This is a genomic window from Curvibacter sp. GW821-FHT09D12 (assembly GCF_059416245.1).
The window spans coordinates 135,948-160,579 of record NZ_JBWKOU010000008.1; the positions used below are offsets into that span (position 1 = coordinate 135,948).

Annotated in this window: 22 protein-coding genes; 18 read left to right on the forward strand and 4 right to left on the reverse strand. The window is 65.1% G+C overall.

The window, feature by feature from the left end; genetic code table 11:
• Positions 1 to 102 precede the first annotated feature (102 nt).
• From AC07PT_RS14985 to arsB, 4 genes are read left to right on the forward strand one after another with little or no spacing between them, the layout of a single operon-like run.
• A complete protein-coding gene (locus AC07PT_RS14985) occupies positions 103 to 426 on the forward strand; it encodes an ArsR/SmtB family transcription factor (RefSeq protein WP_494657125.1) in 324 nt (107 codons plus the stop codon).
• Between the two features lie 21 nt (positions 427 to 447).
• Complete coding sequence (locus AC07PT_RS14990; RefSeq protein ID WP_494657126.1) at positions 448 to 1,020, forward strand: ArsI/CadI family heavy metal resistance metalloenzyme; 573 nt, start codon at positions 448 to 450, stop codon at positions 1,018 to 1,020.
• Positions 1,021 to 1,027: 7 nt separating this feature from the next.
• Complete coding sequence (locus AC07PT_RS14995; RefSeq protein ID WP_494657127.1) at positions 1,028 to 1,534, forward strand: arsenate reductase ArsC; 507 nt, start codon at positions 1,028 to 1,030, stop codon at positions 1,532 to 1,534.
• A 1-nt stretch (position 1,535) separates the two neighbouring features.
• Positions 1,536 to 2,618 (forward strand): ACR3 family arsenite efflux transporter, encoded by a 1,083-nt coding sequence (gene arsB, locus AC07PT_RS15000; protein ID WP_494657129.1) that lies wholly within the window; start codon positions 1,536 to 1,538, stop codon positions 2,616 to 2,618.
• A gap of 118 nt (positions 2,619 to 2,736) precedes the next feature.
• Here arsB and AC07PT_RS15005 read toward each other — a convergent pair whose 3' ends face one another.
• Positions 2,737 to 3,987, reverse strand: a complete 1,251-nt coding sequence (locus AC07PT_RS15005; protein ID WP_494657131.1) for a D-alanyl-D-alanine carboxypeptidase family protein — start codon at positions 3,985 to 3,987, stop codon at positions 2,737 to 2,739.
• 322 nt (positions 3,988 to 4,309) lie between these two features.
• Between AC07PT_RS15005 and AC07PT_RS15010 the strand changes: the two genes are divergently transcribed.
• The 4 genes from AC07PT_RS15010 to AC07PT_RS15025 all read left to right on the forward strand — a co-directional run bounded on the left by AC07PT_RS15010 (position 4,310) and on the right by AC07PT_RS15025 (position 7,577).
• Positions 4,310 to 4,441 carry an LPXTG cell wall anchor domain-containing protein gene (locus AC07PT_RS15010; RefSeq protein ID WP_492346080.1) on the forward strand — a complete coding sequence of 44 codons (132 nt, stop codon included), beginning with the start codon at positions 4,310 to 4,312 and terminating at the stop codon, positions 4,439 to 4,441.
• Positions 4,442 to 4,601: 160 nt separating this feature from the next.
• Positions 4,602 to 5,303, forward strand: coding sequence for an enoyl-CoA hydratase/isomerase family protein (locus tag AC07PT_RS15015; protein WP_494657132.1), 702 nt, complete (start codon positions 4,602 to 4,604; stop codon positions 5,301 to 5,303).
• Positions 5,304 to 5,464: 161 nt separating this feature from the next.
• Positions 5,465 to 6,496, forward strand: a complete 1,032-nt coding sequence (bioB, locus tag AC07PT_RS15020) for a biotin synthase BioB (protein ID WP_492346082.1) — start codon at positions 5,465 to 5,467, stop codon at positions 6,494 to 6,496.
• Between the two features lie 73 nt (positions 6,497 to 6,569).
• Positions 6,570 to 7,577 (forward strand): LacI family DNA-binding transcriptional regulator, encoded by a 1,008-nt coding sequence (locus AC07PT_RS15025; protein ID WP_494657133.1) that lies wholly within the window; start codon positions 6,570 to 6,572, stop codon positions 7,575 to 7,577.
• Between the two features lie 51 nt (positions 7,578 to 7,628).
• On the opposite strand, the gene AC07PT_RS15030 is transcribed toward AC07PT_RS15025, so the two are convergent.
• Complete coding sequence (locus AC07PT_RS15030; protein WP_494657134.1) at positions 7,629 to 8,726, reverse strand: NAD(P)-dependent alcohol dehydrogenase; 1,098 nt, start codon at positions 8,724 to 8,726, stop codon at positions 7,629 to 7,631.
• A 290-nt stretch (positions 8,727 to 9,016) separates the two neighbouring features.
• On the opposite strand from AC07PT_RS15030, the gene AC07PT_RS15035 reads away from it, so the two are divergent.
• The 8 genes from AC07PT_RS15035 to AC07PT_RS15070 all read left to right on the forward strand — a co-directional run bounded on the left by AC07PT_RS15035 (position 9,017) and on the right by AC07PT_RS15070 (position 19,938).
• Positions 9,017 to 9,232, forward strand: coding sequence for a hypothetical protein (locus tag AC07PT_RS15035; protein WP_019572347.1), 216 nt, complete (start codon positions 9,017 to 9,019; stop codon positions 9,230 to 9,232).
• Between the two features lie 10 nt (positions 9,233 to 9,242).
• Entirely contained in the window at positions 9,243 to 10,226 is a 984-nt protein-coding gene (locus tag AC07PT_RS15040) for a DUF6976 family protein (protein WP_494657135.1), read from the forward strand.
• Between the two features lie 319 nt (positions 10,227 to 10,545).
• A complete protein-coding gene (locus AC07PT_RS15045; protein WP_494657136.1) occupies positions 10,546 to 12,852 on the forward strand; it encodes an AMP-binding protein in 2,307 nt (768 codons plus the stop codon).
• Between the two features lie 15 nt (positions 12,853 to 12,867).
• The gene (locus tag AC07PT_RS15050; protein WP_492346087.1) at positions 12,868 to 13,845 is read left to right on the forward strand and encodes an ABC transporter permease; all 978 of its coding nucleotides are present in this window, start codon (positions 12,868 to 12,870) and stop codon (positions 13,843 to 13,845) included.
• Between the two features lie 84 nt (positions 13,846 to 13,929).
• Complete coding sequence (locus AC07PT_RS15055) at positions 13,930 to 14,952, forward strand: sugar ABC transporter substrate-binding protein (RefSeq protein WP_494657137.1); 1,023 nt, start codon at positions 13,930 to 13,932, stop codon at positions 14,950 to 14,952.
• A 128-nt stretch (positions 14,953 to 15,080) separates the two neighbouring features.
• The gene (locus tag AC07PT_RS15060) at positions 15,081 to 17,276 is read left to right on the forward strand and encodes an ABC transporter permease (protein ID WP_494657138.1); all 2,196 of its coding nucleotides are present in this window, start codon (positions 15,081 to 15,083) and stop codon (positions 17,274 to 17,276) included.
• Positions 17,276 to 18,394, forward strand: coding sequence for an SMP-30/gluconolactonase/LRE family protein (locus AC07PT_RS15065; RefSeq protein ID WP_494657139.1), 1,119 nt, complete (start codon positions 17,276 to 17,278; stop codon positions 18,392 to 18,394). Before AC07PT_RS15060 ends, AC07PT_RS15065 begins: the two co-directional genes overlap by 1 nt.
• On the forward strand, positions 18,391 to 19,938 hold the full coding sequence (locus AC07PT_RS15070) for a sugar ABC transporter ATP-binding protein (RefSeq protein ID WP_492346091.1): 1,548 nt from the start codon (positions 18,391 to 18,393) through the stop codon (positions 19,936 to 19,938). Before AC07PT_RS15065 ends, AC07PT_RS15070 begins: the two co-directional genes overlap by 4 nt.
• A 96-nt stretch (positions 19,939 to 20,034) precedes the next feature.
• Here AC07PT_RS15070 and AC07PT_RS15075 read toward each other — a convergent pair whose 3' ends face one another.
• The gene (locus tag AC07PT_RS15075; RefSeq protein ID WP_494657140.1) at positions 20,035 to 21,174 is read right to left on the reverse strand and encodes an aminotransferase class V-fold PLP-dependent enzyme; all 1,140 of its coding nucleotides are present in this window, start codon (positions 21,172 to 21,174) and stop codon (positions 20,035 to 20,037) included.
• 152 nt (positions 21,175 to 21,326) lie between these two features.
• On the opposite strand from AC07PT_RS15075, the gene AC07PT_RS15080 reads away from it, so the two are divergent.
• On the forward strand, positions 21,327 to 22,004 hold the full coding sequence (locus AC07PT_RS15080) for a Crp/Fnr family transcriptional regulator (RefSeq protein ID WP_492346093.1): 678 nt from the start codon (positions 21,327 to 21,329) through the stop codon (positions 22,002 to 22,004).
• Positions 22,005 to 22,024: 20 nt separating this feature from the next.
• On the opposite strand, the gene AC07PT_RS15085 is transcribed toward AC07PT_RS15080, so the two are convergent.
• A complete protein-coding gene (locus AC07PT_RS15085; protein ID WP_492346094.1) occupies positions 22,025 to 22,939 on the reverse strand; it encodes a LysR family transcriptional regulator in 915 nt (304 codons plus the stop codon).
• A 137-nt stretch (positions 22,940 to 23,076) separates the two neighbouring features.
• Between AC07PT_RS15085 and AC07PT_RS15090 the strand changes: the two genes are divergently transcribed.
• Positions 23,077 to 24,555, forward strand: coding sequence for a M20 family metallopeptidase (locus AC07PT_RS15090; RefSeq protein ID WP_492346095.1), 1,479 nt, complete (start codon positions 23,077 to 23,079; stop codon positions 24,553 to 24,555).
• Positions 24,556 to 24,632: the final 77 nt, after the last annotated feature.

Sequence of the window (24,632 nt, forward strand, 5' to 3'; positions counted from 1 at the left end):
TTCAGAAGGCCAGCGAGGTGTCTGCGCGCAGCGCGACAAGTTGGAAATCACCTCGACAGGCTTAAATTTACAACATTTCCAATATCGTTGTATAGTTGACGCATGAAAGAACAAGATGTCGTCCGCTCCCTGGCAGCACTGGCCCAAGAAGTGCGCCTGCGGGTTTTTCGCGCCCTGGTGGTCGCCGGCCAGGCGGGCATGACCCCGGGGGTTCTGGCAGAGCAACTGGCCGTTCCGCCCAACACGCTGTCGTTTCACCTCAAAGAGCTGGCCCACGCGGGGCTCATCAGCCAGGAGCGCCAGGGACGCAATCTGATCTATCGAGCATCGTTCGAAACCATGAACGAGTTGTTGAGCTACCTCACCGAAAACTGCTGCCAAGGCACGGACTGCACGCTGTCAAAAGCGCGCCCGTGCGATTGTTGAACGTCCATTCAGGAGAGCCCCATGAAACGATTCCATGTTCACGTGCATGTTGAAGACCTGGCCAAGAGCATCGGCTTCTACACCCAGCTGTTCGCTGCCGAGCCGACCAGGGTAGAGGCTGACTACGCCAAATGGATGCTGGAGGACCCTCGGGTGAACTTCGCCATCTCCACCCGCGGCAGCAAGCCGGGGCTGGACCACCTGGGCTTTCAGGTGGATGAGGCGGACGAACTGGCCGAGCTCAAGGCCCGGGCCCGATCGGCTGACCTGGCGTTGCTCGACGAAGGCAGCACCACCTGCTGCTACGCCCGCAGTGAAAAACACTGGGTCACAGACCCCCAAGGCATCGCCTGGGAGCACTTTCACACGCTGGGTGACATCCCCGTGTTCAACGAGAACCCGCCAGCCACCGCAGCCGGCGCCTGTTGCAGCCCATCGACACCGACAGCCGCGCTGCAATCCGGGCAGGCGGCCGTCCAGGAGGCCGGCAGCGACCGGGCCGCATCGGCTTGCTGTGCCCCCGTTGCAGTAGCGCACGCCCCTGAACAAGCGGCCTGCTGCACCCCCAACACCACCCGATCCACCTGCTGCTGAGCCTGTCATGACCACCGAAACCACCCCCCTGAATGTCTTGTTTCTCTGCACCCACAACTCTGCCCGCAGCGTGTTGGCAGAGGCCTTGCTGAACGCCATGGGCCAAGGCCGCTTCAAGGCCTTCTCCGCCGGCAGCAGCCCACGCGAGAACCAGAAGCCCAATCCGCTGGGCTTGCAAGTGTTGCAAAAGGCCGGCATCTCCACCGAAGGCCTGCGCAGCAAGAGCTGGGATGAATTCGCCACGGCAGACGCCCCCAAGATGGACCTGATCATCACCGTGTGCGACAACGCCGCGGGCGAGGTCTGCCCGATCTGGCCGGGGCACCCGGCCACCGCCCACTGGGGCTATGCCGACCCTTCCGAAGGCGAGTCCTCGGACGAGGAAAAGCTGGAGGCCTTCCGCCAGACCCTGCACCTGATCAAGCGTCGCCTGGAGCTGCTGATCAACCTGCCAGCCGACAAGCTGGCCAAGGCCATGCTGCAGACGACGGCCCGTGAACTCTCCAAGGACTGACATGAGCGCCCCCTGCGAAACCACTGCCCAACGAGCGGCCAGCGCCCCCATGAGTGTGTTTGAGCGCTACCTGACGGTCTGGGTCTTTCTTTGCATCGTCGCCGGCATCGCCCTGGGCCAACTCATGCCGGGCGTGTTCCAGGCCATCGGCCGCCTGGAAGTGGCCCAGGTCAACCTGCCCGTGGGCCTGCTGATCTGGGTGATGATCATCCCGATGCTGGTGAAGGTCGATTTTTCTGCGCTCGGCGAGGTCCGCCAACACGTCAAGGGCATCGGCGTCACCCTGTTTGTGAACTGGTTGGTGAAGCCCTTTTCAATGGCCTTTCTGGGGTGGCTGTTCATCCGCCACTGGTTCGCGCCACTGCTGCCGGCCGATCAACTCGACAGCTACATTGCGGGGCTGATCCTGTTGGCAGCCGCACCTTGTACCGCCATGGTGTTTGTCTGGAGCCGCCTGACCGGCGGCGACCCCTTGTTCACGCTGTCCCAGGTCGCCCTCAACGACAGCATCATGGTGATTGCCTTTGCGCCGCTGGTGGGCTTTCTGCTGGGGCTTTCCGCCATCACCGTGCCCTGGGACACCCTGCTGACATCCGTGGCGCTCTACATCGTGATTCCGGTGATCCTGGCCCAGTGGTTGCGCAGGTCGCTGCTGGCCAGAGGCCAGGCCGCTTTCGATGCGGCCATGGCCCAAATCGGGCCCTGGTCGATCGCGGCCTTGCTGGCCACGCTGGTGCTGCTGTTTGCGTTCCAGGGCGAAGCCATTCTGAAGCAGCCATTGGTGATTGCACTGCTGGCCGTGCCGATCCTGATCCAGGTGTTTTTCAACTCGGCGCTGGCCTACTGGCTGAACCGCGCCGTGGGAGAAAAACACAACATCGCCTGCCCATCGGCCTTGATCGGTGCCTCGAACTTTTTCGAACTGGCGGTGGCAGCGGCCATCAGCCTGTTCGGCTTCAACTCAGGTGCGGCACTGGCCACCGTGGTGGGCGTGCTGATCGAAGTGCCGGTGATGCTGCTGGTGGTGAGCATCGTCAACAACAGCAAGCGCTGGTATGAACGCTCGCCCGTGAAGGCGGCATGAGCCCGACCGCGGTATCGCACTCCGGTGCGACACCGCACCGCCGGCCACGGCTCTCTGCACGCGTGGCCCTCGGCGCCGCCGAAGCGGCACGCTGAGCGCCCTGCAGACCCGCCTGGCTTTACTTGCCAAACAGCTTGGCCAGGCCCTGCCAGGCGCGCAGCATCAGGCCGGCACGCTCCACTTCAGCCTGCGCCACGAGCGGGGCTTCACCCACTGGCTTGCCATTCGAGGTGGCGACCACCTTGCCGATCACAGCCCCTTTGGCGACCGGAGCCTCCAGATCAGCCTTCAACTCGACCGCCGTCTGCACCTGCTGGCCCCGCGGCACGGTCAGGGTCCAGGGGGCCCCCAGGCCGGCGGCCACGGTATCGGCCTTGCCGTAGCCGACCTTGGCCGTGGCCACCACCGCGTCCGGCTGGATCGGGGTGGCCTTCTCGAAGGTGCTGAAGCCCCAGCCCAGCATGGCTCGCGTCTGGTCAGCACGGGCCTGGGCACTGTTGGTGTTGAGGATGACGGTGATCAAACGCATCCCGTTGCGCTTGGACGAAGTGACCAGGCAGTAGCCAGCCTCTTCGGTGTGGCCCGTCTTCAGGCCGTCCACGGTGGGGTCGGTGTACAGCAGGGCGTTGCGGTTGCCTTGCTTGATGCCGTGGTACTTGAACTCGCGCTCCGCGTAGATGGGGTAGTAGTCGGCACTGTCTCGGATGATGGCGCGCGCCAGGATCGCCAGGTCACGCGCAGACGACTTGTGATCCGGATCGGGCAGGCCCGTCGGGTTCATGAAATGGGTGTGCGTCATGCCCAGGCGCTGGGCTTCGGCATTCATCAGCTTGGCAAAGCCCTCCTCGGAGCCGGCCATGTGTTCGGCAATCGCCTTGGAGGCGTCATTGCCCGACTGGATGATGATGCCGCGCAGGATATCGATCACCGTGGCCTGGCTGTTCAGCGGCAGGTACATGCACGACTCGGTGCTGGAGCCACGGCACCAGGCGTTCTGGCTGACCGAGACCAGATCGTCCTGCTTGAGCTTGCCTGAGCGCAGCGCCTGCTCGACCAGGTAACTGGTCATCATCTTCGTGAGCGACGCGGGCGGCAGGGGCTCGTCGGCGTTGGCCGAGGCCAGCACCTCACCGGAGTCAAAGTCCATCAGCAGCCAGGCCTTGGCTGGCAGCGCGGGTGGGCTGCCGGCCAGGGTGGTCTGGGCAGCCAGGGGCGGCAGGGCGTTCGCAGCAGCGGCGGCGGCCTTCTTGGGAGAGGCAGCCTTGGCGGCATGGTGTCCACCCGCAGCAAATGACGCCGAACTTGGCACCAGAGCGCCCGCAGCGATGGCGAAGATGACAGGAAGGATGGAGAGAGTCTTGGTTTGCATGGCGTTTTCAATCGGTTCGCCGATTGTCGCGAATCGGCAGGGTGGATTGTCCACCCGGCGAGCAGCCCCCCACGCTGAAAGCGGGCCGCCCCGCGAAGAATTTGCCTCGTGCGCCACCGCATCAGTGGGGTTTTGTGAGTCGATGTGTTGATGGGAACAGGGGCAGAAAATTGTGACAAATCATGACAAGCGGTGCCAAGTCAGGTTTTGGTCAGTCGACGCCCTCTAAGTTACGACACAAGTCCACTCCAAAAGGTGCCTGATGAAACTACCTGCCGCGCCCTACTTCAGTGACTCCCTGATTGCACAGGAAACACGCCCCATGGAGCCCTTGCCCCGAGGCCTGAACCCAAACCCGAACACTGGATCGCACTGGAACAAGGCATTGCTTGCGGGCGTGTTGCTGGGTGCCGCGATCGCCATGATCGGGTTCTGGCTCGACACCATCGGTTGAAGGCCTCCCTGGCCGTCGGCCCGCGTGCTGCCCAGACTGTCGAAAATCCGCCTCCCCCAGCTCAGACGCCGAGGGGGCCGCCGGCGCAAGGAACGGCGCAGGCCCGGGTGATGCCCTGGTTCTGGCACCATGGGCAACCCGTCTCAAATTGCGCCACGCCATGCCCCCATCGCCCAAACTGCTGCAGCAACTCGACGAGGGTGTACTGACCCTGACGCTGAACCACCCCGACAAACTCAATGCCATCGACAATGAGCTGGCCAGTGCGCTGCTTCAGGCGCTGGAGAACGCGGCGGAGGCCCCTGACGTGCGGGCCATCCGGCTGCGCGGCGAGGGTCGCGCCTTCTGCGCCGGGCGGGACGTCTCGGCGCCCCCCACGGAACAAGACCTGGTGCTGGTTCAGGCCGTGGCCCGCGCCATCGTGCACAGCCCCCGGCCGGTACTGGCCGAGGTGCATGGCTGGACTGTCGGTGCCGGTCTGGAATGGATGCTGGATGCCGATGTCGTCGTGGCGGCAGAAGACACGCGTTTCAAGCTGCCGGAAGCCTCACTGGGCGTGTTCGTCACCGGCGGGCTGACCGCCACGCTGCCTGCCCTCGCCGGGCTGGCTCGGGCCAAAGCCCTGATGCTGCTCGGCGATGAATTCAATGCCGTGCAAGCCCAAGCCTGGGGACTGATCTGGCAGGTGGCCCCTGCCCCAACGCTGCCGGCCCAGGGGTTGCAGATCGCCAGGCGTCTGGCCGATCTGAAACCCGAGGTGGCCGCCAGCTTCAAGCGCGTGCTCAACCAGATCGGCCTGCCGGACTTTGATCGCGCTGTGACCGAAGAAAGCCGCGCGCAACGCCTGCTGCAAGGGGGCTGAGAGTCGACGCAGGGGTCCATCCCGGACTCGGAGGTTGCGATTTGAGCCGGGCACCGAGCGCCGGGCTGATCCGGTCGGGTTGACCCAGCACAGCTTCTAGAATGCCCGACCAAGAAGCATTACCCCCAGATCGACGGCCTTCAGACGGCGACACGCAAACCATGAACCCGAACCAGATCCAAACTCGCACGCCCACCACCGACGCCGACCGCATCAACCACCAGCCCTGGAGCGTGGCCCAGGTGCTGGAACTGCTGGAACTGCCTTTCAACGACCTGATGTACCGGGCCCAGCAAGTGCATCGCCAGCACTTCGACCCGAACGCGATCCAGCTCTCCACGTTGCTGTCGATCAAGACCGGCGGCTGCGAAGAGGATTGCAAGTACTGCCCCCAATCGGCCCACTTCGACACCGGTCTGAAGGCCGACAAACTGCTGCCGCTGGCCGAGGTGCTGGAGGCCGCCCGTGCCGCCAAGGCCAACGGCGCCACGCGTTTTTGCATGGGTGCGGCCTGGCGCTCGCCCAAGGCGCGCCATGTCGAGGTCATTGGCGAGATGATCAGCGAGGTCAAAGCCCTGGGCCTGGAGACCTGCCTGACCGCCGGCATGCTGGCCGACGGTCAGGCCGAGCAACTGCGCGAAGCGGGGCTGGACTACTACAACCACAACCTGGACACCTCGCCAGAGTTCTATGGCCAGATCATCACCACCCGCACCTACCAGGACCGCCTCGACACCCTGGAGCGGGTGCGTGATGTGGGCCTGAAAGTGTGCTCAGGGGGGATCGTGGGCATGGGCGAATCACGCCGTGAGCGCGCGGGCCTGATCGTGCAACTGGCCAATCTGCAGCCCTACCCCGAGTCGGTGCCCATCAACAACCTGGTGCAGGTGGAGGGCACCCCCCTGGCCGGCACCCAGACACTCGACCCGCTGGAGTTCGTGCGCATGATCGCCGTGGCCCGCATCTGCATGCCGCGGGCCATGGTGCGCCTGTCGGCCGGGCGCGAAGACATGCCCGAAGCCTTGCAGACACTGTGCTTTCTGGCGGGTGCCAACAGCATGTTCTATGGCGACAAATTGCTCACCACCAGCAACCCGCAGGCCGAAAAAGACCGGCAGTTGCTGCAGCGCCTGGGCATGCACTGCGCCACTGAAGAGCAGAGCAAGGTCCCGTTGGGCGCTGCCGTCAACTGATGGCCGAGAGGCTCAGGCCCTTGGGGCGACCTCAGGTCTGATACCCTGACCGGTATTCCGCAGCAAGCATCCGATGAAGACCACAGCACCCAAGAAAGCGGCCACCCTGCACGACGTTGCCCGTGAGGCCGGCGTCTCTCTGATCACCGCCTCGCGCGCCCTGAGCAAACCTGAACTGGTGTCCGACAAGACACTCGAACGGGTGAAACAGGCCGTGGCCGCCACCGGTTACCTGCCCAACCTGCTGGCCGGGGGCCTCAAGTCGCGCAAGAGCCAGATGATCGCGGGCATTCTGCCGGCGGTGTCGGTGGCTCAGTTTCTGCCCACGCTGCAGGCCCTGACCGATACCCTGGCCCAGGCGGGCTACCAGCTCATCCTGGGACAGAGTGGCTACAACCAGGACCGCGAAGACGCCCTGATCAACACCATGATCAGCCGCCGCCCCGATGGCCTGTTCATGGCCGGGCTGGTGGGCTCGGCCTCAGCCCGCGAACGGCTGGTGCAGGCCGGCATTCCGGTGGTCGAATCCTGGGATTACAGCGACCGCCCGATCGACATGCTGGTGGGGTTTTCGCACCTCAAGGTGGGCGGTGCGATTGCCGGCTACTTTCTCAGCAAGGGCTGGAAACGGGTGGGCATCGCCAGTGCCGACGACCACCGGGCCCGCCAGCGCTGCGAAGGCTTCGTGGCCACCTGGGGCCGCGAGGTGCCCACCGCCTTCGTGCCCGCCCCCAGCGGGCTGGCCTTGGGGCGCCAGGCCCTGAGCCAGCTGCTGGCGCAGGCCCCCGATCTGCAGGCGATCTATTGCAGCTCCGACCAGATGGCCCAGGGTGTGATGATCGAAGCCCAGGCGCGCGGCCTGCGTGTGCCGCAAGACCTGGCCCTCTGCGGCTTTGGCAATGCCGAGTTCTCGGCCCATGTCGAGCCCGCGCTGACCACGGTGAGCGTCGATGGGCGTCTGATCGGCGAGCTGTCGGCCCGCCTGATCCTGGAGCGCTGCGCGGGCCACACACCGCAGCACCCGATCGTGGACATCGGCTTCCAAATCCTGGAGCGTGCCTCGACCACCCAAGCCGCCTGAGCGCGGCGCGGGGTCGCTGAACCGGCACCTGACCGCCTCAGGGCTTGGTGTTCAGGGCTTGATGGCGACCTTCAACACCCCGTCGCGTTGGTGCGAAAACAGGTCGTAGGCCGCCACGATCTGATCAAGCGGGTAGTGGTGGGTGACCAGCACGCCCAAATCCAGCCGGCCTGAGGCCAGCACGTTCATCAGACGGCGCATCCGCTCCTTGCCGCCCGGGCACAGCGCGGTGTTGATGCGGTGGTCACCCAGTCCAGCGGCAAACGCCGACAGCGGGATCGTCAGGTCACCGGAGTAAACGCCCAGGCTCGACAGGGTGCCCCCGGGTTTGATCACGCGCAGGCCCGCTTCGAAGGTGGCCTGGGTGCCCAGCGCCTCGATCGCCGAATCTGCTCCGCGTCCGCCCGTGAGCTTCAGCACCTCGGCCACCACATCGCACTCATGGATGTTGAGGGTCACGTCCGCCCCCAATTGCCTGGAGATGCCCAGCCGGTGGGCATTGCCGTCCACCGCGATGATGGTGGTGGCACCCAGCAGACGGGCCCCGGCCGTGGCGCACAGGCCGATCGGGCCCTGGGCAAACACCACCACGGTGTCCCCAATGCGGATATTGGCGTTCTCAGCGCCCTTGAACCCGGTGGACATGATGTCGGGGCACATCAGCACCTGCTCATCGGTCAGGCCATCGGGGATCGGGGCCAGGTTCGCCTGGGCGTCGGGCACCAGCACGTACTCGGCCTGAGTGCCATCGATCAGGTTGCCAAAGCGCCAGCCTGCTGTGGCCTTGAAGCCATGGCAGCCGCACAAGCCCTGAGGCACCAGGTAACTACCGTCCTGCGAAGGGGCACCGTCCTGGGCTGCATACGAATTGAAATTGGGACAGATGGCCCCCGCAATCACCCGCTGCCCTTCCTGGTAGCCCTGCACGGCGCTGCCCAGCTTCTCGATCACCCCCACCGGTTCATGGCCCACGGTGAGACCGCGGGCCACCGGGTACTCCCCTTTGAGGATGTGCACATCGGTGCCGCAAATGGTGGTGGTGGTGACGCGCAGCAAGGCATCGTTGGGCCCGACATCGGGAATGCGCTTGTCGACCAGTTCAATGCGGCCGGGTTCGACAAAGACGGCGGCTTTCATCAAGGTACTCATGGGCTGACTCCTGGAGATGAGGTGCACGCAAGGGCGCGCCTTCCCACTCTAGAGCCGCTCTGCGGCGACACCATGACTCAGCGCAACAAGCACCGCCGATGCCCCCGGCCAGCCACACAGGGAGTGTTCTGGATTTGCGTTTGATCAACACCTTAAAAATCAAATCAATCATTATTTTCAGTCGGCTATTGTTCATTTTGGACTTTTAAATGATCATAGCGATACAATTGACATCGTCCATGGCGAGACAATTGATATTCACGGCAGCCACAAACACTCTGGAGCACAACATGGCCATTCCGGCTCTCAACCATCCCTGCTGGCAAAAGCTGGCCGCAGGCGGGCTCAGCAAAATCCGCACACAGCACCTGGGCACCCAACTGCTGGCCAAGCGCATCGAACGAAGTACCGATCCGCTGCCCGCACGCGCCGCCGAGCTGCATGCCTTCTTCACCAAGTGGGAACGCATTCTCCCGACCGAAGTCGCCCAACTGACCACACTCTGAGGACCGAACCATGAACAATTTGATCTCCGTGCAGGCTGCGGCCGAACTGATCCGCCAAGGCACGCCGCTGAGCTTGGCCGGCCCCGAATCCGCACTGGACCAATTGCCTGCCGGCAACTGGATTGGCGGCACAATCCCTTATTTCATGGTGCCCAGCGGTGGCGTGGTGGTGCAGGACGGTCAGGTTTTTGCCACCGATCTGTCGCCCGTCGGCGAGGTGAGCTTTGCCAGCTACGGCCCTGAGGCCCTGGGCGACATCAGCCGCAACGGCCCCGACAACGGCTTTGCCGTGACCATCATCCCGGCCGGCAGCAGCTCGCACCAGAAGTTCGCCGCAGGTGCCGCCAACTTCGAAGACGCCTTCATCAAGCCCACGGTGGGCTGGATCGCCGGTGTGCACCTGTCGCAGCTGGGCAGCGCCACCCCCAAGGTCTATGACGGCCGCACCGCCACCAAGTACGAAGACCGCGCCGTGGTGGCCTATGTCAAGCTGCCCGAAGACAAACTGGCTTCGATCGAAATCGTCAACCTGTTTGAGCCCGGCACCGGCGACCTGCTGCAGTTCGAGCAGACCACCTTCGAAGTGGGCCAATGCCTGGTCAATGGCCAGCCGACCAACTTCGCCGCGTATGTGCGCGAACACGGCCTGGAAAACGGCCAGTTGCCCCTGGTGGGTGACTTTGCCGGCGCCCACGTGAATGCGTCGCTGCAAAGCGTGGGCGAGGCGGGCGGCAAGGTGGTGCTGTATGCACCCGTGTTCCCCGGGGTGGACTACCGCTTTGCCAAACCCGTGGGTGACTACGCCGCCGCCTTCCGCGCCCGCCTGGCCGACCAGAGTGCAGACGGCCTGGCCCTGTCGTGCAACTGCATTCTGAACTTCGTGTTCGGAGAGCTCGAAGGCAAGGCCATCGGCGGCATGGCCGGCCCCATCACCTTTGGTGAAATCGCCTACCAACTGCTGAACCAGACCATGGTGAGCGTGCGCGTGCATTGATTGCCGCGCATCCAGCCCCCGTGCCGGTGCTTTTCCGCATCGGCACGGGGGCTTTTTTTTGTCTGTCTGCCGCTGCCGACCCGGCCGCCCAAGGCTGATTCGGAGCCCACCGCCTCACCTGGCCTGCGTCGTCACCAGTGACTTCCCGGTCCACATCCAGCCGCGCCGCAAGCGGAGGCCAGATGTCGCGCACCAGACAGATGGTGCTTTGCGTCAAAGGGTTTTCCTTAGCTGAAATGTCTTTCAGGAGGTCTATCTTTCCGCCAGTCGACAGGCTTACCCGCCGGTAACCTGATCTCGATCAAGCCAGGAAAGGTCGGTGTCCGTGCCTAAAACTGCTGCTGCAAGCGTCCAAGGGAGCAAGCCGCCCGAGCCCAAGGGCTCGCCCTGGGCGACCCGCCATGAGCGGGAACCTGCGCGCCAGGCCAAGAAGGACGCCGTGTTGCTGGCAGCGGCGCGCCTGTTCACCAAGAACGGTTTCCAGCACACCTCGCTCGACGACATCGCGCGCAGCCTGGGGGTGTCCAAGCCAACGCTTTACTACTACGTCGACAACAAGGAGCAGATCCTTTTTGACTGCGTGGAGCGCGGACTGGCCGAGTTTCACACTGGCCTGGCCCAGCTGCAGGGCCAGGGGCTGAGCGGGCGTGAGCGCCTGCGCGCCGCCATGGCCTTGTACGCCAGCGTGGTGACAGGTGATTTCGGCCAATGCGTGATCCGCCTGGGCGAGGACACCCTGCCCGAAGAGCGGCGGCGCGAGTTGCGCCGCCTCAAGCGTCAGGTCGACGCCGATTTCCGGGTGCTGATCGACGAAGGCATGCTGGCCGGCTGGATCGTCACCGGCGATGCCGCCGTCGCCTCATTCACCGTGGTCGGCGCCCTGAGCGGCATCGGTCGCTGGTACCGACCGGGCCAGCACAGCGCCGAAGCCTTGCGCCACGCCGTGGACCATTGCCTGGAGATGTTGCTGCGCGGCGTCTTGAGCGAGCCCGCGGCCCACCCGGCCCGCCCCGACCAGACTGGAGACAGCATGCCCCTGACGCGTCGCGAAACCCATTTCCAGAACCGTGTGATGCGCTGCTACAGCGAACGCCCGATCAGCCTGGGCCACATGCTGCAGCGGGCCGCCCAGGCGCACCCTGATGCGCCAGCCCTGGTTTCAGGCGGGCTGCGGCTGAGCTGGCGTGAGCTGCAACACACCGCCGCCCGATATGCCGCCGGCCTGGCACGCCTGGGCGTGCAGCCCGGTGACCGTGTGGCCCTGCACATGGCCAACCGGCCTGAATTCGTCTTGCTGGGGTTGGCCTGCGCCTGGATGGGCGCCGTGCTGGTGCCCATCAGCGACCGGGCCCGGGGGCTTGAGCTGGCCCATGCCCTGGCCGATTCAGGGGCGGTGGTCGTGGTGTGCGCACCCGAGCTGGTCGAGTGGTTCCCACACGACCAACCACTCGAGGCGCTGCGCTGGCGGCTGGTGTGCGGAAGCCAGGCCGTGACCGGCTTCAGCGCCCTGTCCGGCCTGTTGCAAGGCGAGGCCATGACCCAACCCCACGCCGCCCACGAAGACGATCTGGCCGTGCTGCTCTACACCTCGGGCACCACCGGCAAACCCAAGGGGGCCATGATCTGCCAGCTCAACATCATCCACTCGGTGATGCACTTTGCGCAGGTGATGGCCTTGGGCGCCCAGGAGCGCACGCTGGTGGCCGTGCCCCTGAGCCACGTCACCGGGCTGGTGGCGCAGCTCTACACGATGCTCCACTGCGCCGGCTGCCTGGTGCTGATGCCCCCCTTCAAGGCGGGCGAGTTTCTTCGACTGGCCGAGGCCGAGCGCATCACCCACACCATCATGGTGCCGGCCATGTACAACCTGTGCCTGCTGCTGCCCGATCTGCAGAACCACGATCTGCGGCACTGGCGCATCGGGGCTTTTGGGGGCGCCTCGATGTCGACCGCCACCATCGATGCGCTGGCGCAGCGCCTGCCCGGCCTGACACTGATGAACGCCTACGGCGCCACCGAGACCTGCTCGCCCGCCACGATCATGCCGCCCGGTCAGACCGACCACCACCGCGACAGCGTGGGCCAGGCCGTGCCCTGTGGCGAGGTGTGCATCGTCGACGACGAGGGCCGCGAGCTGCCGCGCGGCAGCGTGGGCGAGATCTGGATCGCCGGTCCGATGGTGGTACCGGGTTACTGGCGCAACGAGGCGGCCACCGCCAGCGAGTTCAGGGGCGGCTTCTGGCGCTCGGGCGACATCGGCAGCCTGGACGCCGAAGGCTATCTGCGCATCCTGGATCGCAAGAAAGACATCATCAACCGAGGCGGCTACAAGGTGTATTGCGCCGCGGTGGAGAACGTACTGGCCGAGCACCCTCAAGTCATCGAAGTGGCCCTGGTCGGTGTGCCCTGCGCGGTGCTGGGTGAAAGAGTGCACGCCTTCGTCACCGTGCGTGCACTGGGTGACGACACCCAGGCCCCGGTGTTGCAGGCCTTCTGTGCAGAGCGCATGGCCGACTACGCCGTGCCCGAGACCTGGACCATCGATACCGAACCTTTGCCGCGCAACCTGAACGGCAAGATCGTCAAGCGCGAGCTGCGTCGCTCGCTCAACGCCGCCCTGACCTGACCCAAGGAGCCCGCCATGACCATCCCCAAACTGCGTGCCACCCAGCAAACCATTGTGTTTGCCCTGTTCATCGTGATGTTCCTGGGCTTCACGGTCCTGCTGCCCGGCTTTTCCAACCTGGACAACCTGCTCACGCTGCTGCAGAACGTGGCCATCCTGGGCATCCTGGGCCTGGGCATGGCGGTGGTGGTCATCGGGCGCGGCATCGACATCTCGATGATTGCCGCGCTGGCCGTACCGGCCGGCCTGATGCTGCAGATGGTCGCCAATGGGCAGTCGATCGCCTCGGCAGGGCTGATGGCGCTGGGCCTGTCGCTGGCTTTTGGCCTGATCAATGGCTGGCTGATCGCCTATGCCGAGGTGCCTTCGCTGTTCACCACCCTGGCCTCGGGCCTGTTTCTGGCCGGCCTGGGGCAGGCGGCCATCTTTCAACTGGAGGTGGTGCAATGGCCCGCGGCGCTGGACGCCGTGGCCGGCATGGGGCGCGGCTCGCTGGGGGGCATCCCCATGCCCGTGGTCATGTTCGCGCTGGCCTCGGCCCTCATGGCCTTGCTGCTGCGCAAGGTGCGTGCCGGCGCCTTCATCTATGCGATTGGCGACAACCCCTTCAGTGCCCGCGCCACCGGCCTGCCCACTCGGCCGGTGATCGTCTTTGAATACGTGCTGGCCGCCTTGATCGGCCTGTTTGCAGGCCTGGTGATGGCCGCCTCGGTCAACAGCATGCCCACGCGCATCTACAACTCGACCATGGTCTATGACGTGGTGCTGGTGGTGGTGTTGGGCGGCATCGGCCTGTCGGGTGGCCGCGGCGGCGTGGCCAACGTGGTGATCGGTACCTTGCTGATCGGCACCATGCTCAACGGCATGACCATCATGGACATTTCTTACTCGGTGCAGAACATCATCAAGGGCCTGGTGCTGCTGGCCGCCATCCTGATCGACTCGGTGCTCAACCCGCGCAACGAAGAGACAGCCCAACAGGGCGACATCTAGAGCCGCCCGCTCCCATTCTGGTTTCGGTATGCCGCACGCCCGGCCTCAGGCGCTTTTGATCCTCAAACAAGCAAGGAGACAAGCATGCACAACGCAGGAAACGCAGGAAAGTGGACGACAACCTTCGCCGGTCTGGCCCTGAGCCTGGGGCTGGTGGGCAGCGCACTGGCCCAGAGCAAGGGCCTGGATGAGCCCTTCCGTGAGGGCTACAAGAAGGCGCTAGCCGGCAAGACCGTGGGCTACATTCCGGTGGCCATGGGCTTTGACCTGGCTCAGGGCTGGTACCAAGGCCTGAAAAAGGAGCTGGAGCCCTCGGGCATGAAAGTGGTGGCCCGTGACCCGAACTGGAACACCAATGCTGGCGCCCAGGCCTTCACCTCGCTGATCGCCGAAAAGCCCGCCGCCATCGTGATCCACAACCCCGATGTGCAAACCTACGCCAAGCTGATCAAGAAGGCCGAGGACGAAGGCATCTACGTGGTGCAGATCAACATGCGCTCGGCCCAGCCCTCCACCGTGTTTGTCGGCGCCGACTGGGTGGACATCGGTGAACGCACCACCACCGCGGTGGTCGAGTCCTGCAAGGGCAAGTCCAACAAGATCGCCATTGTGCAGGGCGCCCCCACGGCAGCCGCCAGTGCCTACACCCTCAAGGGCGTGGAGAACGTGCTGGCCAAGAACCCCACCGTGAAAGTGGTGTCCAACCAGGCCGCCGACTGGGACGCCGCCAAGGCCAAGGCCCTGACCCAGACCGTGCTCAAGCAGCACCCTGATCTGTGCGGCATCGTGGGCTTCTGGGACGGCATGGACATCGGCACGGCAGCGGCCATCAAGGAGGCCGGCCTGACGGGCAAGGTGTACCTCGCCACCTCGGGCGGCGGCGAGCAAAAGGGTGCATGCGACATGGTCAAGAGCGGCGGCTTCGACTACGACATCAGCTACGACGTGCCCACGCAGGCCAGCAACATGGCCGCCATGATCAAGTGGCTGGTGCAGAACGGCCTCAAGGCAGGCCAGGCGCGCCAGAACATCTACACCACGCTGATCCCGATCACCAAAGAGAACGCCGGGGCCGACGGCACCTGCTGGAAGCTGGCTGCCAAGTAAGCCGCTGCGCCTGTGCGCACATCAACCGAGCCTTGGCGCCCTCTGGGGCCGCCGGGCCGGCCCCCCCAACGCCGGCGCCAGGCCCGCCCTTGCGCCAAGGGCGCCTCACCAATGGATGGAAACCTGCCATGAGTGACCCTTCAAGCACCACCTTGCCCCCCTTGCTGCAGGCCGGCGCGCCGTCGCGCCAGCACGCGGACGCCCCCTCGTGGACCGAGACGCTGACGCGCCTGCGCTATCGCTACTGGCCCGACCACTGGGTGGGCGAAATCCTGTCCAAGCGCTGGACCGAGACGGCCATCCCGGTGATCCTGTTGCTGGCGGTGCTGATCGCCTCGGGGCAGTTGCTGCCCAACTTCTACAGCATGGCCGTGATGGCCGACACCTTGCGGCAGGCCGGCGAGGTGGGCTTTGTGGTGCTGGGCCTGGCCCTGGTGATGATCGTGGGCGGCATCGACCTGTCGGTGGGTTCGATCTTTGCACTGACCAACTTCAGCGCGCTGATGATGATGCATGTGCTCAAGTGGCCGGTGCCGGCCGCCGTGTTGGGCACCCTGCTCACGGGCGCGGTCTTGGGGGGCATCAATGGTGTGCTGATCGGCTACCTGCGCCTGCGGGCCTTCCTCACCACCTTGATCACGCTGATCATCTTCCGCTCGCTGTACGAGATCCTGAGCCTGCGCTATTCGACCGAGATCGCCGGCAACCTGCCCGACTCGGCCTGGTGGGATTTCTTGGGCGGCGGCACGTTTCTGGAGATCCCCTCGGTGGCCTGGGTCTATGCCGTGGTGGCCATTGCGGGCCACCTGATGCTGACCCGGCTGCGCTGGGGCTGGCATGTGATGGCCATTGGCGGCTCACGCCGCTCGGCCTACAACTGTGGCATCGCTGTGCGCCGCACCGTGGCCTTGAGCTATGTGGGCAGTGGCGTGCTGACGGCCGTGGGCGGCTGCTTCTTCGCATCGCGGCTGGCCACGGCAGGCGCCGACATCGGCGTGGGCATGGAGGTACTGGTGCTGACCGCGGCCGTGCTGGGCGGCATCAGCCTGGGTGGTGGGCGCGGCTCGGTGACCAAGGCCCTGGTCGGCACCCTGGTGGTGCTGCTGATCACCAACGGCCTGACCTCCCTGTCGGCCCCCGGCGGCGTGACACGCATGGTGTTGGCGGCCATCCTGATCGCGGCCGCCGCGATCGACGTGCGCTGGCTGAAAAACCGCCACCGCATCATCAGCAAGGTGTACGTGAGCCCCACCTACCTGCGCCTGCCAGCCGCCCCCGACTGCAGTGCCCAGGCGCCCACCGCCTGGGCCGTCAACAACAAGCTGCGCGATGTGGACCTGATCGGACTGGGCCGCATCGAAGCCCCCGAAGACGTGATCCTGGACCGCGACAACCACCTGTATGCGGGCTCGCGCCATGGCGACATCATCCGCTTCAAGGCGCCCGACTACCAGGAGATGGAGGTCTTTGCCCACATCGGCGGCCAGCCGCTGGGCATGGCGTTCGACCGCGACTGGAACCTGCTGGTCTGCGTGGGTGGCATGGGCCTGTACAAGGTGACGCCAGAGCGCGAGGTGCACTGCGTGACCGACGAGACCAACCGCAGTTGGGCTTCGATCAACGACGACAGCCGCCTGCGCCTGGCCGACGACCTGGACATCGCGCCCGATGGCCGGATCTTCTTCAGCGAGGCCACCACCCGCTATGAAATGCACGAATGGCCGGTGGACGGCTTGGAGGCCCGCGGCAACGGCCGCATCGTGTGCCACGACCCGCGTGACGGCAGCACCCGCACCCTGCTGCGCGGGCTGAAGTTTCCCAACGGCATCTGCGTGGGCAGCGACGGCCAGTCCATCCTGTTTGCCGAGACCTGGGGTTGCTGCGTCAAGCGCTATTGGTTTGACGGGCCACGCCAGGGCCAGGTCGAGGTGGTGCTGGACAACCTGCCGGGCTACCCCGACAACATCAACCTGGCCTCTGACGGGCACTACTGGATGGCCCTGGTGGGCATGCGCGCGCCGGCCTACGACCTGGCCATGCGCATGCCGGGCTTCAGGCGCCGCATGGCCAAGCGGGTGCCGGTGGACGAATGGCTGTTCCCCAACATCAACACCGGCTGCGTGCTCAAGTTCAGCGAGCGCGGCGAAGTGCTTGAAACCCTGTGGGACCTGGGCGGCGAGAACCACCCCATGATCACCTCGATGCGCGAGCACCGGGGCTACCTGTACCTGGGCGGCATTTCCAACAACCGCATCGGCCGCTACAAGCTGCCCGACGCCAAGGCGGATTTCGCCCACTACGAACAACGCTGGGAGCAACGCTGATGCTGGCCACCTTCAGACAACTGAGCGACCGATTTCTGGGCCGGGGCGATGCCGCCATCACCGTGCCGGTGATGGATGGCGCCCTGAAGCCCAACCGGGCCCTGGACGAGGCCCAGGTGGTGGCCCATCTGCCGGGTCTGAACGACCTGGCCAGCGACGGGCGCCAGCTTTGGATGAGCGCCGGCAATGCGCTGTATCGCCTGGACCAGGACGCCGGGCCCGTGGAGCAAATGCGCTTTGACCGCCCCATCACCGCGCTGGCCCTGCAAGGGCCTGAACGCCTGGCCGTGGCCCTGGGCGGCAGCGAGTTGCGCATCCTGTACCGCCCCAACCAAGACCCGGTGTGGCACACCGAAGCCAGCCTGCAGACACTGGCGGGCACGCCGCTGCTCAGCGTCAACGCGTTGAGTTTTGACACCCAGGGGCGGCTGTTGTTCAGTGAAGGCTCCTCACATCACGGCACCGAGGCCTGGTGCCATGACCTGATGGCCCTGGGCCACACGGGTCGGGTCGGCTGCTGGACACCGGGCACACCGCAGGCCGACCTGCTGGCCCAGGGGCTGCGTCATGCCTTTGGCGTGCTGGCGTTGGGCTCGCGGGTGCTGGCCAGCGAAAGCTGGCATCACCGGGTGCTGGACCTGAGCGGCGCCGGCCCGCGCCAGGGCCATTCGCTGAGCGCTGAACTGGTGGGCTACCCCTCGCGCATGGCGGTGGATGACCGTGGCGGCTTCTGGCTCAGCTGCTTTGTGTGCCGCTCGCAACTGGTCGAGTTCGTGCTGCGTGAGCCGGCCTACCGCCAACGCATGATGGCCGAGATCGATCCACGCCACTGGATCGCACCTGCGCTGTCATCGGGCCAAAGTTTTCTGGAGCCGCTGCAGGGTGCAGGCGTCAAACAGATGGGCGTGCTCAAACCCTGGGCCCCTCCGCGCTCCTATGGGCTGGTGCTCAGGGTGGCGGCCGATGGCCGGGTGCTGTCGTCCCTGCACAGCCAGGTGGACGGACAGCACCACGGCATCACGGCGGTGGCCCAGGTGGGCATGGTCTTGTACGTGGCCTCGCGCGGTGCGGGGCGCTTGTTGCGGCTGGACGCCCAGCCGACAGGGAGTCAGACATGACGGTTTCTCAGCTGGATTCCACCCACACCCCCTCACCCGCCCCCCTGGCCGACGAGGTGGTGCTGGAACTGCGCCAGGCCACCAAGAAGTACGGCGGTGTGCCAGCCGTCGACGGCGTCAATTTCGATCTGCGGCGCGGTGAGATCCACGCCCTGCTGGGCGAGAACGGCGCCGGCAAATCCACCCTGACCAAGATCATGGCCGGTGTGGTGGCGCTGAGCGAAGGGCAGATGCTGGTAGAGGGGCGCGAGGTCCAGCTCAAGACCCCGCTGGAGGCCCGCGACGCGGGCATTGCCATGGTGTTCCAGGAGACCAGCCTGGTCCCCACCATGACCGTGGCACAGAACCTGTTCCTGGGGCAAGAGCACTTCTTCAACCGCTTGCGCGGGGTGTACATCTCGGCGCAGCAGTTTCTGCAATCGCTCAACTTCGATGTCGACCCCACGGCCACGGTGAGCCTGCTGGGCGCCGCCAAGAAACAGATGGTGGAGATTGCCCGCGCCGTGCTGCATCAGGCCCGAATCATCATCTTTGACGAGCCCACGGCCAGCCTGACCCCCGAAGAGAAGAAATACTTCTTCGACCTGATGCTCAACCTCAAGGCACGCGGCGTGTCGGTGATCTTCATCTCGCATGCGCTGGAAGAGGCGCTGCTGCTGGCCGACCGCATCACCGTGTTGCGCGATGGCCAGCACGTGGTGACTGACCTCAAACAGAACTTCGACCGCGCCCGCATCATCCAGGCCATGGTGGGCCGCGACCTGTCGCAAACCCTGTACGGGCAAAAGAAGACCCAGGTCCGGGCCCAGGGGGACTGCGTGCTGTCGGTGCGCAACCTGCGCATGGCCTCGATGGTGAAAAACAACTCGCTGTCGGTGTTTGCAGGCCAGGTGACGGGTGTGTTCGGACTGGTGGGGGCAGGCCGCACCGAGACCTTCAAGGTGGTGGCCGGCCTGATCAAGCGCGACTTCTTTCACGGCGGCGAGGTGCTGCTGCGCGGGCGCCCGGTGCGCTACCGCGTGGCACGCCAGGCCGTGGCCGATGGCATCGCCTACATCACCGAAGACCGCAAGGTGGAGGGCTTTTTCGAGACCATGTCCATCACCCAGAACATCTACATGGGCTGGCTGGGCAAGCTCGGCTCGATGGTAGGCCTGCTCGACCCGGGCCGCGCTGCCCGCATGGGCGAGCACTGGAGCCAGCTGCTCAATGTGCGCGCCATCAGCCGCGACGTGAAGGTGATCGAACTGTCGGGCGGCAACCAGCAAAAGGTGGTGATCGCCAAATCACTGGTGCAAGACCCCGATGTGATCATCTTTGACGAGCCCACCCGCGGCGTGGACGTGGGGGCCATCACCGAGATCCATGCCGAAATCAACCGACTGGCCGATGCCGGCAAAGCCGTGGTGGTGATCTCGTCCTATCTGCCCGAGGTGATGGCCCTGTCCGACCGCATCCTGGTGGCCAAACAAGGCAAAGTGGTGGTCGAGTTCTCTGCCGAGCAGGCCAGCCAGGAAGCGATCATGTACGCGGCCATCCACTGATTTCACAGGCCGCCACCGACGGCAGCTGGGCACCCCAATTGGCATTCAAGGCGGCCGAATCCCAGACACCTGCTTCAGACGCCGGGTCGGAACGGTCTACCGCTTGCCACACCACTCGGCAAGCGCCCGCACGGCACGGATGACTTCGTCCTCTGTGTTGTAGAAGTGAGGCGCGATGCGCAACACGTCATTGCGGGCCGAAGTGATGAAGCCAGATTGCCGCAGATGCTGTTCGCTGGATGCGGCATCCTGTACCAGGATGGCCGTGTTCAGGGTGCCCACCCTGAGGTCGCTCACCACGGGCTTCAGACCCAGGCGCCGGGCCTCCCGACGACCTATTTGCGACAGTTCCAACAGGTAGCCCTGCACTTCAACGCAGTCCATGGCGTTCAACAGTTGCAACCCAGCCCGCGCTGCGTAGGCGTTGACCATGGGGGGCGTGCCAGTGTTGAAGCGATTGGCATTGTCGGAAAAATCCAGTTTCCGGATATCGAACGCGAACGGCTCTCGGCGGCCAAACCAACCGGTGTGGGTGGGCTGCAGTGTCGTGGCCAGACCGGGCCGCACGTAAAGAAAGGCGATGCCGGGACAGCCCAACATGAACTTCTGTGCACCAGCCACCAGGATGTCCACCTGGTCGCGTTCGACATCGATGTCGAGCGCGCCCGCCGACTGGTAAGCATCCACGAAGACGATGGCGCCATGGTGGCGCGCGAGCTGCCGGATCGCCGCCAGGTCCTGGATGTAACCCGTGTCATAGGCCACATGAGAGACATGGATGAGCAGGGTGCGGTCGTCGATCACAGCCTCCAGACACGCGGGGGTGACGCATCTGTCAGCCTGGGCGGTGGCGAATCGGACACGCGCTCCGCGAGGCTCCTGGGCCAGCCAAACGTGGCCCTGTGACGGGAAATCGCTCTCACCGACCACCACGCACTCCTTGCCGGGCTCGAACCTCAGTGCGCTGCCCACGGCGCTGGTCGCGTCGGCCACCGAGCCAGCCACAGCAATGTCCTGGGGCTTTGCGCCGATCAGGCGTGCAAATTCGGCCTTGGCCCCGTCGACGGCCAGCATCCAGCCGGCCCAGTCCATACCCTGGGTCTGCCAGCTCTCGAGGTAGGCCTGAACCGCCTCGATCACCGGCACGGACAACGCGCTCTGGGAGCAACTGGAGAGCTGGGCCTGGTGATCCAGGATGGGGAATTGACTGCGGAAGGCGGCAAACGGGTGGTGCATGGCGTCACATGAGCAAAGTGATTGAGGTAGGCGCAGCGTAGGACGGCGTCATGGTGGGGTCTGCCAAGCGCTTTACACAACAGGGCGAGGGCACAATCGGTGGAATCAGCCGCCTGAGTCGATCACCCGAAACCAAGCCCATGAGCCCCCCAGTGAGTGAACCCCAAAGCGCCTGCACCTTTTGGCTCGGAGAGCCCCGGCACGACTGGGCTTCGCTGATTGCCGATCGACCCGCCAGGCCGCTGCGTCGGGGAGCCGTCCTCTACACGCAGGGCGACCTGTTTCGGGCGCTTCACATCGTGCTGCGCGGGCGGATCCGGCTGGTGCGCTACACCCCCGATGGCCACGAGCGGCATCTGATGGTCATCGGGCCCGGTGGCTTGCTGGGTGACGAAGGAGCATCTCAATCTGGGTTCCATGCCTGCACGGCGGTGGCCTCGTCCGAGGCCCTGGTGGTCGAGTTGCCCTGGCCGCAGGCGATGGCAGACCTGCAGGCCGAGCCCACGCTGCTGGGTCAGTACCTGGCGTTCTCGAACCAGCGCTTGCAGGCGCTGCTGATGCACCATGACCTGCTCAGCCATGGCGGCGCAGGCCGACGGGTTGCCACCGCCCTGCTGGGCTTGCTCCACTCACACGGGCAGGCCCACCCCGCGGGGCGCCTGATCCGGATCAACTTCACACAGGAGGAAATGGCCTGCCTGTGCAGCCTCTCACGCATGAGTGTGTCCAGCGTGATGACAGAGTTGCTCAGGCGACGGGTCCTGTCCCGCGAAGGCCGCCTTTATGTGGCCATGGACCCCGCCGCATTGCAGGCGCTGGCTCAGGCCTGACCGAGCCACGCCCCAAGGGCTCAAGACTCTGACTGCGCCAGGCAGTTCTTCAGGTAGTCGAGAAACGTCAGCACCACCCCTGGCAGGGTTCGACCCACCAGCGTCTGCAATTCGATGCTGCGACTCTCCAGGCCCGCATCGCGGATGGGCAGGCCGACCATGCGTCCTTCCCTGAGAAAGTGCCGCACCGAGACCTCGCCGGCAATCGACGCGATACCGCTGGAGAGCACCAGCCTGTGCAGCGTCGCAGCACAGTTGCTCGCCACCGTCGGCTCGATCAGCAGCCCGCGTCGACTGCAGGTGATGTCAAAGATCTGCCTCAGGCTGGTCTCCTGGGTCGGCAATGCCAAGGGGTGGGCGGCCAGCTGCGAAAGGCTGAGGCTCTTCTTGCTGGCCAAAGGGTGGTCGGGGCGCATGATCACCAGGATCGGCGCGGCAAGCCGATGCTCCACCTTGATCTCGCGCTGCGCCAGGCGATTGAAGGCGAGGCCAATGTCGGCCTCTCCGTTGCGAACCCGCTCGGTCACCTCGTCAGGGCCGGACACGTTCATGTTGAAGGTGATGCCGGGGTATTTCTTCTGGAACTCAATGATGACGGAAGGCAGGAAATCAATGGCGAAGCCTTCCGTGCAGGCCAGGCTGACCTTGCCCCGCTTCAGCCCCTGCAGGGCCACGATGTCGGCCACCACACGGTCGGCCTCCAGGGCGGCACGGCGGGCGTGAGCCGCCAGCATCTCACCCGCAGCACTCAACACCATGCCCCGGGGTCGGCGCTCGAACAGCGTCACTTCAAGCACGTCTTCCAGCGCACTGATCTGTCGGCTGATGGCCGAAGCAGCGACGAACAGCCGCTCTGAGGCCTGGGTGATCGAACCACAGCGCGCCACCTCCAGAAAGTACCGCAACGAGGTTTCCTTGAGGTGATCGGACTTCATGGGTTTCGATATGGTTTGCCAAAACGGCAATTAAAGCATGTTAATTATCTAATGGTGGCAAATGTCTCATCGCCCTATTCTTCGCGTCACACAAGCCGAACACCCCATACGGAGACCCGATTCAAGGGCAGACAAAGATGAAGCAGGCAGCGATCAGCACCTTTAACGACCAAGGCCGCCAACGGGCCATCGACGCGGCGACGCGCCTGTTTGACACGGGCCGCTTTCAGGCGCTGCTGGCCCAGCGGGTGGCCATGCGAACAGAAAGCCAGAAGGCCGAGAGCCTGCCCATCCTGCACGCCTACCTGGAGGAACTGATCGGCCCGGAACTGCAGGCCATCGGTTTTGAAGTGCGCATCGAACCGAACCCGGAAGCTGGCAAAAGCCCTTTTCTGATCGCCTCCCGCATCGAAGATGTGGCGGCCTGCACGGTGCTGATGTATGGCCATGGCGACGTCGTCAACGGTTACGACACGCAATGGCGTACGGGCCTGTCGCCCTGGCAACTGACGGTGGAAGGGCCTCGGTGGTACGGCCGCGGCATTGCGGACAACAAGGTGCAACACAGCATCAACGTGTCGGCCTTGGGCGAGGTCATCCGTGCGCGCGGTGGCCGCTTGGGCTTCAACGTGAAGATCCTGCTGGAGATGGGCGAGGAAGCCGGCTCACCCGGCCTGCACGAGTTCTGCGCCAGGCACCGGCACACCTTGAGCGCCGATGTCTTCGTGGCCTCGGATGGGCCTCGTCTCAATGCCGCCTCACCCACCGTGTTCCTCGGTGCCCGAGGGGGCCTCAACTTCAACCTGCACGTGCGGGCGCGGGAAGGGGGTCACCATTCGGGCAACTGGGGTGGGTTGTTGCGCAACCCGGGCATCCGCCTGGCACACGCCATCGCCAGCATGGTCGATGCCAAGGGGCGCATCCTGGTCCCCGGCCTGCTGCCGGACAGCCTGCCGGACAACGTGCGGGAGGCTTTACAGACCATCGAGGTGGGGACAGACCCCGGAGCACCCGAGATCGACCCCGACTGGGGCGAGCCCGGCCTCAGCCCGACCGAACGGGTGTTCGGGTGGAACAGCTTCGAGGTCATCGCGTTCAAGACCGGCAACCCCGAAGCGCCCGTCAATGCCATTCCACCGCATGCATTTGCCCAATGCCAGATCCGCTATGTGGTCGGCAGCGACAACACCCGGTTTCTGGAACACCTGCGTCGCCACCTGGACGCACACGGCTTTCAGGATGTCGAACTCAGTCAGGCCGGCTCTGAGGCCATGGCCACACGCCTGGACCCGAGCGATCCGTGGGTTCGGTGGTGCCTTGCTTCGCTCAGGCAGACCACCGGCAGGGCCCCCAGCCTGCTGCCCAACCTGGGAGGCTCCTTGCCCAACGATGCCTTTGCCGACGTTCTGGGATTGCCCACCCTGTGGGTGCCGCACTCCTATCCCGGCTGCGCCCAGCATGCACCGAACGAGCATGTGCTCGCCAGCGTCACCAGAGAGGGCCTTCAGATCATGGCCGGCCTCTTCTGGGACCTGGGTGAACAAGGCCATCAGGTGATGCAAGCGCGGCGTGCCGCCATTGCCAACAGCACCAGCAGCGTCGGCGCCGCCGACTGAGGCTGGAACCGACTGCCCCATCCAACCGGTGGCCGCTCCACGGGCCGCTGACAGGTTTCCCCACGACCCTCAGAAAG

Bases quoted from the DNA above. Each gene is read 5' to 3' on its own strand.
- AC07PT_RS14985 (WP_494657125.1), top strand. From the start codon at position 103: ATGAAAGAACAAGATGTCGTCCGCTCCCTGGCAGCACTGGCCCAAGAA.
- AC07PT_RS14990 (WP_494657126.1), top strand. From the start codon at position 448: ATGAAACGATTCCATGTTCACGTGCATGTTGAAGACCTGGCCAAGAGC.
- AC07PT_RS14995 (WP_494657127.1), top strand. From the start codon at position 1,028: ATGACCACCGAAACCACCCCCCTGAATGTCTTGTTTCTCTGCACCCAC.
- arsB (WP_494657129.1), top strand. From the start codon at position 1,536: ATGAGCGCCCCCTGCGAAACCACTGCCCAACGAGCGGCCAGCGCCCCC.
- AC07PT_RS15005 (WP_494657131.1), bottom strand. From the start codon at position 3,987: ATGCAAACCAAGACTCTCTCCATCCTTCCTGTCATCTTCGCCATCGCT.
- AC07PT_RS15010 (WP_492346080.1), top strand. From the start codon at position 4,310: ATGGAGCCCTTGCCCCGAGGCCTGAACCCAAACCCGAACACTGGATCG.
- AC07PT_RS15015 (WP_494657132.1), top strand. From the start codon at position 4,602: ATGCCCCCATCGCCCAAACTGCTGCAGCAACTCGACGAGGGTGTACTG.
- bioB (WP_492346082.1), top strand. From the start codon at position 5,465: ATGAACCCGAACCAGATCCAAACTCGCACGCCCACCACCGACGCCGAC.
- AC07PT_RS15025 (WP_494657133.1), top strand. From the start codon at position 6,570: ATGAAGACCACAGCACCCAAGAAAGCGGCCACCCTGCACGACGTTGCC.
- AC07PT_RS15030 (WP_494657134.1), bottom strand. From the start codon at position 8,726: ATGAGTACCTTGATGAAAGCCGCCGTCTTTGTCGAACCCGGCCGCATT.
- AC07PT_RS15035 (WP_019572347.1), top strand. From the start codon at position 9,017: ATGGCCATTCCGGCTCTCAACCATCCCTGCTGGCAAAAGCTGGCCGCA.
- AC07PT_RS15040 (WP_494657135.1), top strand. From the start codon at position 9,243: ATGAACAATTTGATCTCCGTGCAGGCTGCGGCCGAACTGATCCGCCAA.
- AC07PT_RS15050 (WP_492346087.1), top strand. From the start codon at position 12,868: ATGACCATCCCCAAACTGCGTGCCACCCAGCAAACCATTGTGTTTGCC.
- AC07PT_RS15055 (WP_494657137.1), top strand. From the start codon at position 13,930: ATGCACAACGCAGGAAACGCAGGAAAGTGGACGACAACCTTCGCCGGT.
- AC07PT_RS15060 (WP_494657138.1), top strand. From the start codon at position 15,081: ATGAGTGACCCTTCAAGCACCACCTTGCCCCCCTTGCTGCAGGCCGGC.
- AC07PT_RS15065 (WP_494657139.1), top strand. From the start codon at position 17,276: ATGCTGGCCACCTTCAGACAACTGAGCGACCGATTTCTGGGCCGGGGC.
- AC07PT_RS15070 (WP_492346091.1), top strand. From the start codon at position 18,391: ATGACGGTTTCTCAGCTGGATTCCACCCACACCCCCTCACCCGCCCCC.
- AC07PT_RS15075 (WP_494657140.1), bottom strand. From the start codon at position 21,174: ATGCACCACCCGTTTGCCGCCTTCCGCAGTCAATTCCCCATCCTGGAT.
- AC07PT_RS15085 (WP_492346094.1), bottom strand. From the start codon at position 22,939: ATGAAGTCCGATCACCTCAAGGAAACCTCGTTGCGGTACTTTCTGGAG.
- AC07PT_RS15090 (WP_492346095.1), top strand. From the start codon at position 23,077: ATGAAGCAGGCAGCGATCAGCACCTTTAACGACCAAGGCCGCCAACGG.